This window comes from Mumia xiangluensis, from assembly GCF_010994095.1.
In the GTDB taxonomy this organism is placed as follows: Bacteria; Actinomycetota; Actinomycetes; order Propionibacteriales; family Nocardioidaceae; genus Mumia; species Mumia xiangluensis.
In genome coordinates, this window is sequence record NZ_WJYO01000005.1 from 184,135 (window position 1) to 201,890 (window position 17,756).

Consider the following 17,756-nt stretch of genomic DNA (forward strand, 5'->3'; position numbering starts at 1 on the left):
GATCAGGCGCTCGGCCGCGCCAGGTAGCGCCCGCCGCTGGTCGCCGTGACGACACCGTCGGTCAGCACCTGGCGTCCGCGGACGAACGTGTCGGTGACCTTCGCGGTGAGCTCGGCTCCCTCGAACGGCGTGTACTCCTGGGTCGACTCCGAGTCCTCGGCCCGCACCGTCCACGTGTGGTCCATGTCGACGAGGGCGATGTCGGCGTCGGCCCCGACCCGGATCGCGCCCTTGGTCGCGCCCAGGCCGTAGCGCTCAGCCGGGTTCGTGGCCGTCAGACGAGCGATGCGGTCGAGCCCGAGCCCGCGCTTGCGGCCCTCGGTGATCATCCCGGCCAGCAGGTACTCGGCGCCGCCGAACCCGGACTTCGCCAGGAAGACGTCGTCGCGGTCCTCACCGAACTTCTGCTCGTCACGGCAGCAGGCGTGATCGCTCACGACCCAGTCGATGCGCCCCGCGAGCACGTGCTCCCACAGGGCCTCGACGTCCTCGCGCGGACGCAGCGGCGGGTTGACCTTGCCGCCGACGCCGTGCGCGGTGTCGCAGTCGGCGAGCAGGTGGCCCACGGTCACCTCGCGGCGGAAGTCGACGTGCGGGAAGGCCTCGGCCATCCGGATCGCGGCGTCGACGGCCTTGCGTGAGGTGAGGTGGAGCAGGTTGATCGTCGGCAGGCCGGTCTCGTGCGCGAGGTACGACGCGATCGTGACCGCGAGGCCCTCCGAGTGCGGCGGCCGCGACGCGCTGTAGGCGGGAAGACCCGAGAGCGAGCCGTCCTCCTCCACCAGCTTCGTGTACGCGCTCATGATCTCGGCGGTCTCGCAATGCAGCGAGAGCGAGATCTGGTCGGCCATCTCGGGGAACTGCTCACGCGCCGCCTGGACGCCGCGCATGACGAACTCGAAATGAGCCAGGTCGTAGCGCTCGCCCTCCGGCGTCATCAGGAACGCGCGCTGGTCCTCCGAGCGCCCGTGCAGGCCGTGGCTGCCGTAGAACATGAAGATCTTGAACGAGGTGACGCCGTGCTCCTTGACGAGCGCGGGGATCTCGTCGATGTGGCCCTTCGACATCGGCGCCAGGTGGAACGCGTAGTCGACGATCGAGCGGCCCTCGGTGGCGGCGAGCACCTCGGGGAAGAAGTCGGCGTACGAGCCGCCCTTGTTGAGGTAGTACTGGCCGGTCCGCATGTAGTTGAGGGCGGTCGTGACACCCCCCTGCGCGCAGGCGCGGCTCTCGGTCGCGGTGTCCTCCGGCAGCGGGTTGTAGATGCCCCAGTGCTGGTGCGCGTCGACGACGCCGGGGAACGCCGTACGGCCTGACGCGTCGACCAGGTCGACCCCGGGCTCGACCGGCAGGTCGGGGGCGAGCACGGCGATCTTGCCGTCGCGGATCCCGATGTCCAGCTGCAGCGTCAGGTCGGATCCGTCGACGACGACGTCGGCGTTCTTGATGATCAGGTCGAGATCGCTCATGCGAGGTCCTTGTCTGTGGTTGCGGCCGGCACGGGGGTGGCCTGGAAGGTGGTGAGTCTCGACATCAGGGAGGTGATGTCGCTGCTCGCGTCCAGCGTGAGGACGTCGCGGCGCACGTCCTCGGCGGTGTCCGGCGACACCCGACCGGCGACGTTGTCACGGAACTTGAGGGCGAGCTCGTCGTCGGTGAGCGGTCGCTCGGGGCCGCCGCGGTTGGCGAGGACCTCTTCCACGACCACCTCGCCGTCGGTGGTCGTCACGGTCACGACCGCGGGGAACTGGTGCGGGTAGATCGCGTCGCAGCGCTCGTCTGGGACGACGTCGACGAGCGCCATGAGGGCACGTCGGCGGGGTTCCTGGGCGAGGGCGTCGGTGAAGTCGTCGAGCCCCACCCCGAGCCCGCCGCCACCGAGCAGCCCGGCGACGACCGCGTACGGCCCGCTGAACTGCGCCTGGTAGCCGGTCTGCGGGGCGCGCTTCGTCTCCAGCGGTGCTCCGATCGTCCGGATGACGGCGGTGGGGGCGCCGATGGTGATCGACGCGACGTCCTCGGCCCGCAGGCCACGGGCACGCAGGGCGAGGCCCGCGTCGATCGAGGTGTGGGTGAAGTGGTTGGCGGGGTACGGCTTGAAGAAGATGCCGGGGACCGCCCACTCCTTGCCAAGGCCCTCGGTGATGGCCGCGGGGAAGAACCGGCCGTGCAGCCATGCCTCGAAGAAGCCGAAGCGCCCCTCGAGCACGGTGGGCGGCCCGGTGAACCCGCGGCGTACGAGCTGGGCCGCGGTGACTCCCGCCTGCGCGGCGAGTCCGCAGTGCAGACGCTTGACCGTGCCGCCGGTGCGGTTGGCCTCGATGATGCCGGAGGCCATCGAGGCGGTCAGTCCGAGCGCGTCGAGGATGCCGTTCTCGTCGGCGCCGTACAGGATCGACGCCGCGACCGCGCTGCCCATCGCGCCGGTGATCGAGGTCGCGTGCTGGCCGTGCTCGAAGAACACGGAGTTGCCGAGCTCCTGGTCGTAGCCGGCCATGCCGAGGCGCACCGCGACCTCGAGGCCGACGGCCACGGCGCGGACCGTGAGCTCGCCGTCCGCACCCGCGTGCTCGGCCGCGGCGAGCGCCGCCGGGACGACGCTGGCGCTGGGGTGCAGCACCGACGGCAGGTGGGTGTCGTCGTAGTCGAGGGAGTGCGCCAGGACTCCGTTGGCGAGCGCGGCCTGCGCCGCCGTGACGCGCTGCGGCACGCCGACGATGGAAGCCTGCTCGTGCCCACCCTGGTCGAGCACGTGGTCGATGATCGCGGCGCTCGTCTCGAGGCGGTGCGAGGCGACGCACAGGCCGAGGACGTCGAGCACGCGCTGGCGTGTGCTGGCGGCGACGTCGTCGGGTACGCCGTCGCGCGCCGCGTCGACGGCGAACCGTGCGAGCTGCGCGCCGAGGGTGTCCGGGGCCGTTGCGTCACTCACCGCCGATCACCGCCAGCGGGCGCACCGGAGAACCGGTGGCGCCGAAGAAGGGGAGCGGGGAGAGAACGAACACGAAGGAGTGGATGCCCGTCGCCGCCAGCTGCTCGAGGTCCATGGCCTCGACGATGTAGATGCCGTTCTCGACGAGCAGCACCCGGTGTGCGGGCAGGGTCGCGTGGCCGGCGCCCGGCGGGAGGCACTCGAACGCGATGGTGTCGGCGCCGGTCGCGTGGATGCCCCGGTCGGCCAGCCACTGCGCCCCGGCAGCGCCGATGCCCGGCACCCCCGAGTCGTGACCGACGTAGTCGGCCTTGGCCCCCTCGTCGAAGTGCTGCCCCCACCCGCTCCGTACGAGGACGACGTCGCCCGCGCCGATCTCGCTGCCCTGACGCGACGCGGTCAGCTCGAGGTCGGCGACGGTGATCTCGTAGCCGGGGTCGAGCCGGCTGACGCCGAGCGCGGACGGGACGTCGAGGATGACTCCCGGGCGCACCATCGGCTCGATCGTGTGCGCGCCGAGGCGGGCGTACCGTCCGCCCTCGAGCGCATCGGCCACGTCGAGGCCGCCGTACAGCTTGCCGTCGTGCGAGACGTGCGCGAGTGCGTCGATGTGCGTGCCGACGTGGGTGCCCATCGAGATCATGTCGTTCGCGGCGGAGCCGCCGTCGACGCGCACCATGTCTCCGTGGCGGCGGGGGAGCGAGTGCCAGTACGCCGGGTGGTTCGGCGACTGCGGCATCCCGACGGTGAGCGGGCGGCCGAGGTCCACCACGCGCACACCGGCGCGGACGGCGTCGAGCAGCGACGCGGTGGTGGTGGAAGGAGAGGTAGTCATGGTTCCTCGAGATCTCGTCAGCGGACGACGTTGCGGGTACGGAGGTCGTGCAAGGTGGCGGTGTCGACACCGAGGTCGGCGAGCAGGCCGTCGGTGTCGGACCCGAGGTCCCGCCCGGTGAAGCGGACGCGGCCCGGCGTCTCCGACATCCGCCACATCACGTTGTGCTGGAGGACGGTGCCGAGGTCGGGGTCGTCGACCTCGACGAGCATCTCGGTCTCACGCACGTGCGGGTCCTCGACGAGGTCCTTCGCCGAGTAGACGGGAGCGACGGCGGCGCCGGCGTCGGTGAAGGCCGCGACCACCTCGTCGCGGGTGCGCTCCCCGATCCATCCACCGACGTAGCCGTCGAGCAGGTCGGCGTGGAGAGCGCGGCTGTGTCCCGCCGCGAACCAGGGCTCGTCGATGACCTCGGGGTGCCCGACGAGGGTCAGGACGCGCTCGGCGATCGCCTGGGCGCTGGTGGAGATCGCGACCCAGTGGCCGTCCTTCGTCGCGTACGTGTTGCGCGGCGCGTTGTTGTGCGAGCGGTTGCCGTGGCGGGTGCCGACCGTGCCGAGCTGCTGGTAGACGGTCGGGCCGGGGCCGACGGCCGCCATGATCGGCTCGAGCAGGCTCATGTCGATCACCTGGCCCTGGCCGCCGTTGTGCTCGCGGGCCAGCAGCGCCATCGAGACGGCCGACGAGGCGGCGATGCCGCAGATCGAGTCGGCGAGGCCGAACGCCGGGAGGGTCGGGGGCCCGTCGGGCTGGCCGGTCAGGTGCGCGAACCCGCTCATCGCCTCGGCGAGGGTGCCGAAGCCGGCGCGGGAGGCGTACGGCCCCTGCTGGCCGAAGCCGGTGATGCGGACGATGACGAGCGCGGGGTTGATCTCGTGCAGCCGTTCGGGGGACAGGCCCCAGCGTTCGAGCGTGCCCGGACGGAAGTTCTCGACGATCACGTCGGCGGTCGCGGCGAGCCGGGCGAAGAGCTCGGCGCCCTCGGGGGCGGACAGGCTGAGGCCGATCGTGCGCTTGTTGCGGGAGATCTCCTTCCACCACAGCGGCGTGCCGTCCTTGCTCTCGCCGTGGCCGCGCATGCTGTCGCCGGCCGTGGGGTGCTCGATCTTGATCACCTCGGCGCCGAAGTCTCCGAGGATCTGGCAGCACAGCGGCCCGGCGAGGATCGTGGACGCGTCGATCACGCGCATGCCGGTGAGGGGTCCGTCGCTCAGGGGGCCCGTCGCGTGGTGCGGGTCGGGGGCGGGACCGGAGGGGTCGTGTTCCATTGTGCGAAACGCCATTCCAGAATCGTAAGCGGGAGTGGTGCTCCGGTCAACGAGCGGCCCCGGGTCGCGTTGACGCGACCCGGAAGGCGAGGTTAGCGTGCAGCGAAACATCGTTCCAGTTCTCGGAGTCGCCACGTGATCGCTCGTTCGTACCTGTACGTCCCCGGCAACGCCCCCGACAAGCTCGCTAAGGTGCTGAGCCGGGGTGCCGATGCCGTGATCGTCGACCTCGAGGACGCCGTCCCGTGGCCCGCGAAGGCCGCTGCTCGCGACGGCGTGGCCTCGTGGCTCCGGTCGCTCGACGGCGACACGGCGGGTGTCGAGGTGTGGGTGCGGGTCAACCCCGGCGCCCTCGGCGTGACCGACGTCGACGCCGTGGTGGCGCCCGGGATCACCGGCGTGATGGTCGCGAAGACCGAGTCGCGTGCCGAGATCGAGGCGATCGACGCGGCGCTCGGCAAGGCCGAGGCGCGCGAAGGGCTCGACGCCGGCTCGGTCGGTGTGGTCCCGCTGCTGGAGTCGGCCGCGTCGCTGCTCGACGCGAGGGCGATCGCCGGCGCTCCCCGCGTCGTACGCCTGCAGGTCGGAGAGGCCGACCTTGCCGCCGACCTCGGCTTCGGCGACGGCACCGACGACGCCGACTGGGCTCCGATCCGCACGCAGGTGGTGCTGGTCAGCGCCGCCGCCGGGATCAGTGCGCCGGTCGCTCCCGTCTCCACCGACTTCCGCGACCTTGACCGGTTCGCTGCGGGCACCCGCGCCCTCGCGCGGCGCGGGTACGTCGGTCGGGCGTGCATCCACCCGGCGCAGGTCGCCGTCGCCAACGAGGTGTTCACGCCGAGCGCCGAGACGCTCGCGCAGGCTCGCGCCCTGGTCGCCGTCTTCGACGAGGCCGTCGCCGCCGGATCCGGTGTGATCATCGGTCCGGACGGCCGCATGGTCGACGAGGCCGTCGTGCGACGCGCTCGCAGCGTGATCGCCCTGGCGCGCTGACGCCACAGCTGAGCTGGCGCGGTCCTGAGGTGTCACCAGATGGCACCCCAGGACCGCGTTGACGTCCTGAGTCATCTCCCGATGACGGTCTCGCCGGACACGAGCGACTTGGCGACGACCGTGCGGAGGATGTCGTTGGTGCCCTCGCCGATGCTCATGAGGATCGCGTCGCGGTAGAGGCGCTCGACCTCGAACTCGGTGGAGTACCCGTAGCCGCCGTGGACCTTCATCGCGTCGATGGCTGCCTGGAGGGCGACCTCGGAGCAGAAGATCTTGGCCATGCCCGTGGCGCCGTCGGCACGGCCGGTGCGGACCGCGTCGGCGGCCCAGTACGCCATGAGGCGGGCTGCCTGGACCTGCGTGCCGAGCTCGCCGAGCTTGAGCTGGATGGCCTGGAAGTCGGCGATCGGCTTGCCGAAGGCCTTGCGCTGCTGCGCGTAAGCGAGCGCCTCGTCGTGCGCGCGCTGCGCGATGCCGACCGAGCGTGCGGCGATGTTGACGCGGCCCCACTCGAGCGCGGACAGGACCTGCTGCATGCCTCGGCCCTCGACGCCGCCGACGAGCTGGCTGACCGGCACGTGCACGTCGTCGAGCAGGATCTCGCAGGACTCGGTGCCCTTGTAGCCGAGCTTGGGGATGTCCTTGGTGACGGTGAACCCCGGGGTGTCCGACTCGATGAGCAGGACGCTCATGCCCTTGTGTGCAGGGGAGGCGGTGGGGTCGGTCTTGACGAGCACCGGGAGCGGGGACGCGTACCGGGCGTTGGTGATCCACATCTTGGAACCGTTGACGACGTAGTACGGCTCGCCTCCGTCGTCGGGCGTGACCAGGCGTGCCGTCGTGCGGATGCCCTGCAGGTCGGTGCCGGCGTCGGCCTCCGTGAGACCGATACCGGTACGGCGCTTGCCGGTGGCGAGGTCGGGGAGGTAGCGGGACTTCTGGTCGTCGGTGCCGTGCATCGCGATCAGGCGGCAGGCCAGCGAGTGGCTGCCCAGGATGCCGGCGATGCCCATCCAGCCGCGGGCGATCTCCTCGAAGACGAGGGCGAACGAGACGGGGTCGAGGTCCAGGCCGCCGTACTCCTCGGGGACCGTGATGCCGAAGAGCCCCATGTCGGCCATCCCGGCGACGATCTCGGTCGGGTAGCGGCCGGACTGCTCCCAGTCACGCGCGACCGGCACGATCTCCCTGTCGACGAACTGGCGGAGCAGCGCCTTGAACTCGCGCTGGTCCTCGTCGAGCTCGAACTTCATCAGGACTCCTTGGTGGGGTCGGCGGGGTCGGGGCGGAACGAGGGGAGCGCGCGGCCGTCGGGGAGGTCGGTCCAGACGACGACGACCGGGTCACCGATCGTCCAGGCCTCCGGGTCGTCGCGGCCGTCAAGACGGGTCAGCACGATCGGCCCTGCGGTGAGGCGGACCCGGGCCACGGCGTACGGCACGGCGACGTCGGCACGAGGCGCACGGTGGATGACGGTGAAGCTGTCGACCCTGCCGGTGCCGGCGGTCTCGGGCTGGGTGAGTGATTCGGTCGACGAGCAGCGCGTGCAGACCGCCCGAGGCGGGTGCTGGCGGTGGCCGCAGGCCGTGCACTCCTGCACGGTGAGGCGGTGCGCGCGGGTCGCCTCCCAGTACGGGGTGCTGACCTCGTCGGCGGGCGGCACCTCGCCCGGGACCCACATCGGTTCGGCGGTCATCGGTCGACCCCCAGGACGACGGTGGCATGGGTGGACAGGATCCCGCCGGTGCCGTGGGCGACCGCGACCTGCGCGTCCGGCACCTGGCGGTCGCCGCACTCGCCGCGCAGCTGCCGGACGGCCTCGACGAGGAGGAGGACGCCGAACTGGCCCGGGTGGCAGTACGAGAGGCCACCGCCGCTGGTGTTGAGCGGTAGCGCGCCGCCCGGACGGATGCGTCCGTCGGCGATGAAGTCGAGGACCTCGCCCTCGCCGCAGAACCCCAGCGCCTCGACGCTGAGCGCGGCGGTGATCGTGAAGGAGTCGTAGACCTCGAGGACGTCCACGTCGGCCGGGGTGATTCCGGCACGAGCGAAGGCGTCGGCGCCGGAGCCGACCGCGCCCGGGCGCGTGAGGTCGTCGACAGCGGTGAAGGACGTGTTGGTGGTGCGCTCGCCGTACCCGAGCACCTGGACGGGCTTCTGCCGCAGGTCGCGGGCGCGCTCGAGCGAGGTCAGCACGACGGCGCCGCCCCCGTCGGTGACCAGGCAGCAGTCGGCCGCGGTCAGCGGCGAGGAGATCATCGTCGAGCCGACCACGTCCTCGACCGACAGCGGTCCCTTGCCGTAGCGGAACGCCTTCGGGTTCAGCAGCGCCCACTCCCGCGCGGCCACCGCGACCTCCGCGAGCTGCTCGCGCGTGCCGCCGTAGCGGTGCAGGTACGAGCGCGCGGCCATCGCGTAGTAGGACAGCGGGTAGAGCATGTCGTACGGCTCTTCGAACTGGGCCTCGGGGATCCACGGCTCGTGGACGCCGCCGAGCTTGCGCGAGCGTGCCGAGCGCTGGTTGGAGGCGAACGAGATCACCACCACCTCGCACTGCCCGGCCTCGATCGCCTGGGCAGCGCGGGCGACGAACATCTCGAACGCCGATCCGCCGGCGAAGGTCGAGTCGGTCCACCTCGGCTCGATCCCGAAATAGTCGGCCAGCTGCGTCGCAGAGAACCGTGACACCGTCGTGGTCGCGATCCCGTCGACGTCGGCGAGCGTGAGACCGGCGTCAGCAAGCGCGCGCGTGACCGCCTGGGTCTGCAGCCCCAGGATCGACAGCCCCGTGACGCCGAGGTCGCACTCGGCAGCACCGACGATCGCGACGCCGGGGCTCATGCGCACCCACCTGCGCTGGTCGAGTGGCCCGGAGTGTGTCGCCTCCCGCTGGTCGAGTGGCCCGGAGTGTGTCGCCTCTCGTTGGTCGAGTGGCCCGGAGCGCTAGCGAAGGGCGTATCGAGACCCGGGTCTCGATACGCCTCGCCCAGGGGCTCGGCTACTCGACCGGCGGGGGTGGGTCGGGGCTCGGCTACTCGACCACCGGGGGTGGGACGGGGCTCGGCTACTCGACCACCGGGGGTGGGTCGGGGTTCGGCTACTCGACCACCGGGGGTGGGACGGGGCTCGGCTACTCGACCGGCGGGGGTGGGTCGGGGTTCGGCTACTCGACCGGCGGGGGTGGGGGCGACAGGGCTCATGCGCTGGTGCCGTCCGCGCTGCCGAGGAGCACCTCGGCGGAGGCCGGGGCCACGGCCGTACGGGACGGGGTGCCGTCGTCGCCTACGACGTCGACGCGCAGGTCGACGACGACGCGGTCAGGGGACGCCTCGGTCACCGTGCCGGTGCAGCGGATCGTCTCTCCGGCGAAGACGAGGTTGCGGTAGGAGAAGTCGATCGTCCGCACGAACGAGTCGGGCCCGAGCCAGTCCTGGAGGGCCTCGACCAGGTACGCGCCGAACACCTGGCCGTCCACGACCGGACCCGGCAGCTTCTTGGCGGCGACGTACGCGGGGTCGTAGTGCAGCTGGTGCCAGTCCCAGGTCGCACCGGCGTACGCGACCATGTCGGTCAGCGTGATGGTGCGCTCCAGCGGTGCGACCGCGTCGCCGACCGTGACCGCTGCGATGTCGGCGCTCATGCGGCACCTCCGGGAGCGGTAGCGAGACTGACGAAGATGATCGTCTCCTCGTTCTCGGCGAGCAGCTCGCCGTCCTGGTTGGTGTAGGTCGCCTTCGAGCCGATGACGAGCATGTCGGCCCCGGAGCGGTTCTGCTTCTCCGTCGCGCTGGTGATCTCCCACGTCGCCGTCACCACGTCGTCGGGGCGGATCCGGCGCGCGAACACGTAGCGGTTGCCGCCCCGCACCTGCCGCGTCCCCGGCAGGTCGAGGCCCCAGGTGTGGCCTGCGTAGCCTTCGGCGTCGGCCGGCAGCCCGGCGTACTGGTTGGTCTCGCAGACCAGGGTCGGGGGCAGCGTGACCCCGGCGAGGCCGTGCGCCTGCGCGAACGCGGCGTCGGTGTAGAGCGGGTTGGCGTCACCGACCGCGAGCGCGAAGTAGCGGCCGGCGGCCGCACCCATCGGCTCGGGCGCCGTGTAGACGCGCTGCGCGCCCACCAGCGCGCGCACCTCGTCGGTCAGCAGTCCCACGTCAGGCCTCCTGGGCGGGGTAGAGCGCGGTCGGGAACACCTCGAGCAGGAACTCCGGGCGCAGCAGGTCGGCGCACATCGCGCCGGTCGACGCCGGCCACGGGGGGCTCAGCAGCCGCTCGCGGACCTCGTGGACGACACCGTAGCGAGGAAGCTCGCTCGCGACGCAGTACTCGACGGTGCTGAGCAGGTGCTCCGGCCCGAGACCGGCGTAGGTCAGCAGGTGGAGGATCGCCTCGTACGTGACCTCGGCCTGCGCCCGCAGGTCGCCCGGGTGCAGAGCCTCCTGGGTCTCCATGTCGAGTGCCGCGAAGCCGGACATGAAGAGTGTGCGGCCGGCCTTCACGCCGGGGGCGTATGTCAGCGTGTCGTAGCGCGACCAGCCCGGGTTGACGAGCTCGAGCGGGTGCCGCGAGGCGGTCACGTCGATCGCGACCAGCTGGTCCGGGTGGTGCAGCCGGCTCATGAGGATGCCGCCCGCGCCGGGGTAGACGCCCGCTCCGCCGAGCAGCTCCTTACGGACGCGGTGGGTCTTGCGGTAGACCTCGCGCGTGCCCGGAGTCGAGTAGTCGAACGTCGTGACCGCCGCGTCGATCGACAGCCCGGCCTTGCGGAGCAGGACGTCGGCCTGCTCGAGGCAGTAGCGGTACTGGGCGACGAAGTCACCGGGCGCCACGATGTCGCCGTTCGCGTCGATCGGGACCATCGTCGGCAGGTGCACGGTGCCGTCGTGACCCTCGGTGACCGGCGACGCCGTCCACTCGCCCGCGCGGCGTGCCTCGCTCGCGAGGAGCATCGTGCCGCCGCCGGCCGAGGCCTTCAGCTCGACCTCGAGCAGCGCCGCCGAGCGTACGAGCCGCTCGACGACCACCGTCGTGACCGTGGGCTCGTGGTCGCCGAAGACCTCGCGGCGGACCGCGGCGGCCTCCTCGTACGACGCCAGCCCCGCGATCGTCACGCTCTCGGTCACGTGGGTGACGTCGGTCAGCGACAGGCCTGCGCCCTCGACGATCGTGAGCACCTTGCGGTACGCGGTGCGGGCCTGCTCGGTCATCGAACCGGACACGGTCATCTTGCCGACCGTCTCGTCCAGCGCGGCCGAGGTGTGCCCCGAGGTCCACGCGTGCCCTCCCTCAGCCAGGCCGAGGGAGAACGTGAAGCCGTCGTACGGGAACCAGGTGAACGCGGCCGGTGTGATCGCGGTCGTCATGCGAGTGCCTCCGAGGGGGTCGGGTCGGTCGAGGCCGCGCGTGCGGCGAGGGTGATCAGGTCGTCCAGGCCGGCCGCGTCGGCCAGTGAGGCGACGGCGTCGGCGAGGGGTACGGCGAGCGGGCCGACGTTGCCCGTGAGCTTCGCCAGCAGGGCGTCCTGAGATAGGGGAGCGGTGCCACCGCCGGGGCTGCGGTCGACGTGGCCGCGGATCCGCGTGCCGTCGTGGAGCACCAGCTCGACCTCGCCGGGAGCGTCGGCCGCCACGGACGACGGCGCGGCGACCACGTCCCACGACACCGCCGCCGCGAGCGCGCTGACGTCGGGGCGGGCGAGCGCACGCTCGTCGTAGGTGTCGGTGCCGACCCGGCCGTCGAGGATCATCGCCGCGACGCTCCACGGGAGCGAGAACTTGGCAGCGTACGGGCTGGCCGGCCGCGTGAGGTCACGGTCGGTCGCACACACGACCGACGCCGAGTCGGGGTGGACCTGGGCGTGGACGGCGGCGACGTCGGACGGTGCGGCACCGGAGCGTACGAGGGCGTCCTGGGCGGCTGCCATCGTCGCGTGCGCGAGCTGGCAGGTCGGCCACGGCTTGATGCCGATCGCCCCGGTCTCCCAGACCTCGCCGAGCCCGGTGAGGATCGAGCCGGCGTCGAAGGGCCCGGTCGCCAGCGCGTCGTACACGCCGTGAGGGCCGTCGAAGACCGTGACCGGGCCGGTGGCGCCTGCGGCGGCGAGCCGCGCGGCGATGATCCCCGCCTGCGAGGCGAAGCCCGGGTGGAGCTGCTTGGTGCTGGCGCCGGTCCCGAGGAACGCGAGCAACCCGCCGGCCTGGCTGCCCGCGATGCCGAGGGCGTTCGTGGTCGTCGCCGCGTCCAGGCCCATCAGGCGTGCCGCGACGGCGGCCGAGGAGAACACCCCGGCCACCATCGTCGCGTGCAGCCCACCACGGTGGAACCCGTGGGGAGCCGCGGCAGCCACCCGGCACGCCACCTCGTACCCGACGACCGCGGCCGTCAGGACCTCGCGACCGGACGCGCCGGTCTGCTCACCGACGGCGAACACCGCGGGGAGCACGACTGCCGTCGCGTGGACCAGGCCACCGGCATGCGTGTCGTCGAAGTCGAGGGCGTGGACGAGCGTCCCGGTGGCCAGCGCGGCTGCGGCGGCACCGACCCGAGTATCGGTGCCGACGATCGTGGCCTCCGCAGGGCCGCCGAGCCCGGTCGCGACCGTCACCGCCGGCGCCGCGGCGCCGAGTCGCGCGGCGGCCACCGCCGTACCGAGGCCGTCGAGCAGATGGCGGCACGCGGCGGCGTCGACCGACGCCGGAACCTCCAGGTCGCCGGTCGCCCAGGCGGCGAGGTCGGACGCGATCATCGGATCAGCCTTCCGTGGACTCCGCCGCGGCGCCGAACGCACCGGCCGCCTGCAGCTTCGCGATCTCCGCGTCGTCGTAGCCGATGATCTCGCGGACGACGTGGTCGAAGTCCTCGTTGCGTCGCGGCGCACGGCGGTACGTCGGTGCGTCGGCGCCGACGCGGACGGGCGAGGCGACCTGCCGGACCGTCCCGTAGCGCGGGTGCTCGGTCTCGACGACGAGGTTGCGGGCGATCGTGTGTTCCTCGCGCAGAGCCTGCGGGACGTCGTTGATCGGGCCGCACGGGATCGATGCTGGGTACAGGACCGACAGCCACTCGTCGACCGTGCGCTGAAGGAAGATCCCCTCCAGCTGGGCGAGGAGCTCAGCGCTGCCCTGCTGGCGCCCCGAGAACGTCGCGTACGGAGACTCCTGCTCGGCCCACTCGGGGTGGCCGACCACCACGGCGAGGCGTGCCCAGAACTTCTCCTTGGCGCAGCCGACCACGAGCCAGCCGTCGGACGCCTCGAACGCCTGGAACGGGACCAGGGACGGGTGCGCGGAGTGGCGGGTGCGCTCCGGCGTGAACCCGGCGTTGAGGTGCCAGGTTGCGGGGTAGGTCAGCATCGACAGCGCGGTGTCGTACAGGCTGACGTCGCAGTCCATGCCGACCCCGTCCCTGCGGGCGGCGTGCAGGCCGGCGAGCAGGGAGATCGCGGCGACGTAGCCGCCGGAGAAGTCGACCAGCGACAGCCCGGACTTCGTCGGTGGCCCGTCCGGCTCGCCGGTCAGGTCCATCCAGCCGGCCAGGCCCTGCAGGATGTAGTCGTAGCCCGGCTCCTTCTGACGCGGCCCGGTCATCCCGAAGCCCGTCAGCGAGCAGCAGACGATCGCCGGGTTGAGGTGCTTGAGGTCGTCGTAGGTGATGCCGATCTTCTTCGGCACGTCTCCACGCAGGTTCGAGTAGACGACGTCCGAGCGCGTCACCAGGTCCTCGAAGACTGCCCGCCCCTCGGGCGACGACAGGTCGAGCGACAGGCTTCGCTTGTTGCGGTTGAACGTCTCGAAGAAGAGCGAGTCCTCGTCCTCGAAGTACGGCGGCACGTAGCGACCGACGTCGCCGCCGACCCGTGGGTCCTCGATCTTGATGACCTCGGCCCCCAGGTCGGCGAGGTGCACGCTGCCGAACGGGCCGGCGCCGTACTGCTCGACGGCGATGATGCGGACGTCCTCGAGCGGCTTCATGCGGTGCCTCCGGTGAGCTCGGCGATGAGCGTGATGATCTCGTCCTGGGCGGCACGGGTCTCGTCGGCCGAGATGCCGTGCGTCGGTGGGCTGAGCTTGACGGCGTCGGCGAGACCGTCGTACGCCGCGAGCTGGGTGGCGACGCGGGCGCGGTCGCCGTTGAGGGTGAGCGCGTCGACCATCTCCGGGTCGACCGACTCCGCCAGGTAGTCGGCGCCGCGCCCCTCCCGGAACGCGTCGACGACCCTCTGCTGCTGGTCGGCGAGGCCGTGGAACGCGAAGAACTCGGCGTACGTCCGCACGCTGGCGTAGAAGCCCACGGTGCCGGCGACGCGCCGGGTCGCGGTCGCGGCGTCGTCCGCGACCGAGCAGCAGGCCGACACGACGACCTCGACGTCGCCGCGGGATCGCCCGGCGGCGTCGATGCCTGCCTGCAGCTCCGGGAGGATCTGCTTCTCCAGGTAGCTCGGCGAGCACAGCTCGTGGCTGATCCAGCCGTCGCCGATGCGCCCGGCGAGCCGCGTCATCGCCGGGCCCATGGCCGCGACGTACACCGGGATGTCACGGCGCGGGGGAGCGTACGGGCGCTCGTAACCGCGGATGCGCATCGGCTCGAACTCGCCCTCGGCCTCGATGGTCTCGCCGGTCGTCGACTTCTCCCAGAAGAGGCGGACGTTGCGCACGACCTCGCGGAAGTGACCGACCGGCTTGCCCCATCGGGCGTTGTGCCAGTCCTCGTTGAGCCGTTGCACGCCCGTCCCGAGGCCGAGCACGAAGCGTCCGCCCGACAGCTCGTCGAGGTCGAGCGCCTCGAGCGCGGTGACCATCGGGCTGCGGGTGAAGGCCAGCGCGATCGCCGTACCGACCTGCGCGGTCGACGTCGCGCCGATCAGTGCCGCAGCGCTGACCGTGGCGCTGCGGTGCAGCTCCGGCACCCACAGCACCTCCGCACCGGCGGCCTCCGCACGACGCGCCGCGTCGGCGAGCTCGGCGAGGGTCTCGCCCCACGGCGCGTAGGTGATGCGCACGTCACACGCCTTCGGCGGTCAGCGGGCGCTTGCCCTCGGGGAACGTGCCCTCGACCTGCTCGGCGCCGCGACGGTAGACGTAGAAGGTCCGCTTGAACGAGCACACCTCGTCACCGTGCTGGTTGAGCGTGCGGGTGCGGACCGTGACGATGCCCGCGTGCGGACGGCTGCCCGACTCACGCTTCTCCAGCACCAGCGACTCGCTGAACAGCGTGTCGCCCGCGAAGACCGGGTGCGTCATCCGGATCTCGTCCCACCCGAGGTTGGCGAACGCGTTCTGGGTGATGTCGGTGACGCTCTGCCCGACCGCGATCGCCACGGTCAGCGTCGAGACCACCAGGGGCTTCTCGAACTCCGACTTCTTGGCGTACTCGGTGTTGAAGTGCATCTGGTTGGTGTTCATCGTGAGCAGCGAGAACCACGTGTTGTCGGTCTCGGAGACCGTGCGCCCGAGCGGGTGCTGGTAGACGTCGCCGATCTCGAAGTCCTCGAAGAACCGGCCGGTCCACCCAAGCTTTCTGGTCATCTCTCTCCTTGTCGGTTTCTCTCAGAAGGCGGTCGAGCCGGGCTTGATGACGCCGAGGACGGCGGCCAGCAGCACGAAGCCCCAGATGGCGAACACGTACGGCTCGCACCCGCGCAACGACGAGCGGAGGTCTCGCTCGACCTCCGGCGTGGATCCGGTCGCCATCAGACGACCGAACGCCGGACCGAACGAGCGCAGCTTCCAGCGGATGAGGACGCCGCACAGGATGCACAGCGCGTAGGCGGCGAGCTTGGCGCCCAGCCACTTCGGGTTCGTGTCGACGCCGAACGGCTCGGCGACGACCATCGTGTAGGCGCCGATCCCGAGCAGGGTGGCGCCCAACCCGTAGCGGACGACGAGGTCGAGCCGCGCGATGGTGTGGCCGAAGCGGGTCGCGGTGCCGCGGAAGTAGTCATACACCGCGATCGCGAGCCAGATCAGCGACGCCACCCACACGAGTGCCAGCAGCGGCCCGTTGACGAAGAACTCGTCACCGAGCGGACCCCAGGCCATGAGCGTGATCCCGCTCGGCAGGAAGAGCACCAGACAGATCCGCGGCGCCAGGTCGACGCCGTGCATGATCTTGAGCGCCGTCCCCCGGGTCTGCGGCGACAGGTCCTCGCGCAGGATGAAGCGGCTCGAGTAGAAGACGCCGAGATCACCGCCCAGCCAGTACGCGAACAGCACGATGTGCAGCAGGATCGCGAGGCTGTAGCCGTTGAACCCGTGGACGGCCTCGACGGCGGCGAGGGTCTCGCTCACATCCCGTCCCCGTCCCAGCGACCGCGCGAGCGGCTACGGACCGGCATCGAGGACAGGATCGGTGCGGGGATCGGGTCGCCGGCCTTCCACGCACGGCCGGCGCCCCAGTTGTGGGCGTTGTCGTCCGTACGCTCGTCGGCGTGCTCGGTCGCCTTGCCGGCCCAGCCCCAGTCGAGGTTGATGACCTCGCGTGCCGGCTCGGCGTGCTCGTGGTCATGGCCGTGCTCGTGGTCGTGGCCGTGCTCGTGATCGTGGCTGTGGTCGTGGCTGTGGTCGTGGTCGTGGTCGTGGTCGTGGTCGTGGCTGTGCTCGTGACCGCCGTGGCCGCCCTGGAGGTTGTACGCGTCGAGGGCCTTCGCGATCGCGATGGCGCCGCGGTCGACGGTCCCCTGGTGAGTGATGGGGGTGTTGTCCTGGCCCTGGTCGATCTGGAACTGCCACGAGGCCTTCAGCTGACGCATGTCCTCGTCGGTGCGCCACGGCTGGGCCATGTCGAACGTCGAGTGCGCCCAGCGGACCGGCGGGTGCGGCTCCTCCTGCAGACCCTCGGGCCCGTAGTTGACGCCGTCGCCGCCCCAGCGCACCCACTCGTTCTGGGTGTACCAGTTGGCGAGCTCGCCGTCCGAGCGCAGCAGCCAGGTGGCGCCGCCCTCCATCGTGGTGAAGTGGCCGTGCTTCACGCGCGCGGGGCGGAAGAAGTAGGTGCCGAGGTCCAGGGTGCCGAAGTTGTACTCCATGTGGCCCTGGGTCGTGTAGGCCTCCTCGTAGCAGGGGTGGTGGGCGAGACGGTGGTCCGCCCAGCCTTCCTGCGCGTGGACCAGGCGGGTGTAGAAGCCGGTCTCCGGGTCGACGTGGAGGTACTTGATGAAGAGGCCGGGCATCGGGCCCGGGTTGGGGACGGAGTCCCAGGTCATCGCCTCGGAGTCGATGACGATGACCTCCTCGCGGGAGTCGGTCCAACGCTGCGCACCGGCCAGCGAGTCGACGGGGTCGAAGCCGGCATCGCCGTACTCGCGGTAGTGGAGGATCTTGGTGCCCTCGGCGATCCGGAGGTAGTCGTTCGGGACGCCCTTCGGGGCGTACACGTAGCCGCCCTTGCCGATCTTGCGGCCGCCGTAGTCGATCTCGCCCTCGAGGACGTAGTACTCGGTGTTGGCGTGGTGGATGCCCGGGCCGCGGCCCCAGTCGGTGTGGAAGTCGACGCGGAGCGACGAGGATCCGTCCTCCTCGTCCACGGACAGCCTGCGCTCGCTGGCGCGGCCCTCGCCGCCGGGCAGCTCGGCGCCGTGCCAGACGTAGTCGTCTTCCTGAATGAGCTCGACGTGGGGTCGCACGATTCCTCCTCGATGGATATCGGATACGAAAATATACGATATCTGCTTCCGCCGGATGAAGATAGGGCCACTTCCTTCGGCAGCGGCTGGAGAGCGGCGCCCTGATCGGCGC

17 protein-coding genes are annotated in these 17,756 nt (G+C 71.4%); 1 reads left to right on the forward strand and 16 read right to left on the reverse strand.

Going from position 1 to position 17,756, the window contains the following annotated elements; translation table 11 throughout:
- Nucleotides 1-2 precede the first annotated feature (2 nt).
- Genes GH747_RS16295 through GH747_RS16310 form a run of 4 tightly spaced genes read right to left on the reverse strand, consistent with a single transcriptional unit; the run spans nt 3 to nt 5,050 of the window.
- The gene (locus GH747_RS16295) at nt 3-1,469 is read right to left on the reverse strand and encodes a dihydroorotase (protein ID WP_149770680.1); all 1,467 of its coding nucleotides are present in this window, start codon (nt 1,467-1,469) and stop codon (nt 3-5) included.
- The gene (locus GH747_RS16300) at nt 1,466-2,932 is read right to left on the reverse strand and encodes an MmgE/PrpD family protein (RefSeq protein WP_149770681.1); all 1,467 of its coding nucleotides are present in this window, start codon (nt 2,930-2,932) and stop codon (nt 1,466-1,468) included. The genes GH747_RS16295 and GH747_RS16300 overlap by 4 nt, the downstream gene beginning before the upstream one ends.
- Nucleotides 2,925-3,767, reverse strand: a complete 843-nt coding sequence (locus GH747_RS16305; protein ID WP_149770682.1) for a cyclase family protein — start codon at nt 3,765-3,767, stop codon at nt 2,925-2,927. The genes GH747_RS16300 and GH747_RS16305 overlap by 8 nt, the downstream gene beginning before the upstream one ends.
- 17 nt (nt 3,768-3,784) lie before the next feature.
- Nucleotides 3,785-5,050 carry a CaiB/BaiF CoA transferase family protein gene (locus GH747_RS16310; RefSeq protein ID WP_323740638.1) on the reverse strand — a complete coding sequence of 422 codons (1,266 nt, stop codon included), beginning with the start codon at nt 5,048-5,050 and terminating at the stop codon, nt 3,785-3,787.
- A 120-nt stretch (nt 5,051-5,170) separates the two neighbouring features.
- Here GH747_RS16310 and GH747_RS16315 point away from each other — a divergent pair, with 120 nt between their 5' ends.
- On the forward strand, nt 5,171-6,028 hold the full coding sequence (locus tag GH747_RS16315; RefSeq protein WP_149770683.1) for an HpcH/HpaI aldolase/citrate lyase family protein: 858 nt from the start codon (nt 5,171-5,173) through the stop codon (nt 6,026-6,028).
- Nucleotides 6,029-6,099: 71 nt separating this feature from the next.
- Here the strand turns inward: GH747_RS16315 and GH747_RS16320 are convergent, their stop codons facing one another.
- From GH747_RS16320 to GH747_RS16375, 12 genes are all read right to left on the reverse strand, one after another.
- On the reverse strand, nt 6,100-7,281 hold the full coding sequence (locus GH747_RS16320) for an acyl-CoA dehydrogenase family protein (RefSeq protein WP_149770684.1): 1,182 nt from the start codon (nt 7,279-7,281) through the stop codon (nt 6,100-6,102).
- A complete protein-coding gene (locus GH747_RS16325) occupies nt 7,281-7,724 on the reverse strand; it encodes a Zn-ribbon domain-containing OB-fold protein (RefSeq protein ID WP_228552959.1) in 444 nt (147 codons plus the stop codon). Before GH747_RS16325 ends, GH747_RS16320 begins: the two co-directional genes overlap by 1 nt.
- On the reverse strand, nt 7,721-8,869 hold the full coding sequence (locus GH747_RS16330) for an acetyl-CoA acetyltransferase (protein WP_149770685.1): 1,149 nt from the start codon (nt 8,867-8,869) through the stop codon (nt 7,721-7,723). Before GH747_RS16330 ends, GH747_RS16325 begins: the two co-directional genes overlap by 4 nt.
- A 355-nt stretch (nt 8,870-9,224) precedes the next feature.
- A complete protein-coding gene (locus GH747_RS16335; protein ID WP_149770686.1) occupies nt 9,225-9,668 on the reverse strand; it encodes a MaoC/PaaZ C-terminal domain-containing protein in 444 nt (147 codons plus the stop codon).
- On the reverse strand, nt 9,665-10,177 hold the full coding sequence (locus tag GH747_RS16340) for an FAS1-like dehydratase domain-containing protein (RefSeq protein WP_149770687.1): 513 nt from the start codon (nt 10,175-10,177) through the stop codon (nt 9,665-9,667). The genes GH747_RS16335 and GH747_RS16340 overlap by 4 nt, the downstream gene beginning before the upstream one ends.
- Nucleotide 10,178: 1 nt before the next feature.
- Nucleotides 10,179-11,387 (reverse strand): Rid family hydrolase, encoded by a 1,209-nt coding sequence (locus tag GH747_RS16345; protein ID WP_149770688.1) that lies wholly within the window; start codon nt 11,385-11,387, stop codon nt 10,179-10,181.
- Nucleotides 11,384-12,769 (reverse strand): MmgE/PrpD family protein, encoded by a 1,386-nt coding sequence (locus tag GH747_RS16350; protein ID WP_149770689.1) that lies wholly within the window; start codon nt 12,767-12,769, stop codon nt 11,384-11,386. Before GH747_RS16350 ends, GH747_RS16345 begins: the two co-directional genes overlap by 4 nt.
- Before the next feature lie 4 nt (nt 12,770-12,773).
- On the reverse strand, nt 12,774-13,994 hold the full coding sequence (locus tag GH747_RS16355; protein ID WP_149770690.1) for a CaiB/BaiF CoA transferase family protein: 1,221 nt from the start codon (nt 13,992-13,994) through the stop codon (nt 12,774-12,776).
- The gene (locus GH747_RS16360) at nt 13,991-15,022 is read right to left on the reverse strand and encodes an LLM class flavin-dependent oxidoreductase (RefSeq protein ID WP_149770691.1); all 1,032 of its coding nucleotides are present in this window, start codon (nt 15,020-15,022) and stop codon (nt 13,991-13,993) included. Before GH747_RS16360 ends, GH747_RS16355 begins: the two co-directional genes overlap by 4 nt.
- Before the next feature lies 1 nt (nt 15,023).
- The gene (locus GH747_RS16365) at nt 15,024-15,548 is read right to left on the reverse strand and encodes a MaoC family dehydratase (RefSeq protein WP_149770692.1); all 525 of its coding nucleotides are present in this window, start codon (nt 15,546-15,548) and stop codon (nt 15,024-15,026) included.
- A gap of 21 nt (nt 15,549-15,569) precedes the next feature.
- Nucleotides 15,570-16,310: a hypothetical protein gene (locus GH747_RS16370; RefSeq protein WP_205602989.1), complete on the reverse strand. Its 741-nt coding sequence runs from the start codon at nt 16,308-16,310 to the stop codon at nt 15,570-15,572.
- Nucleotides 16,307-17,644 carry a DUF4437 domain-containing protein gene (locus GH747_RS16375; protein ID WP_163695699.1) on the reverse strand — a complete coding sequence of 446 codons (1,338 nt, stop codon included), beginning with the start codon at nt 17,642-17,644 and terminating at the stop codon, nt 16,307-16,309. The genes GH747_RS16370 and GH747_RS16375 overlap by 4 nt, the downstream gene beginning before the upstream one ends.
- Nucleotides 17,645-17,756 lie beyond the last annotated feature (112 nt).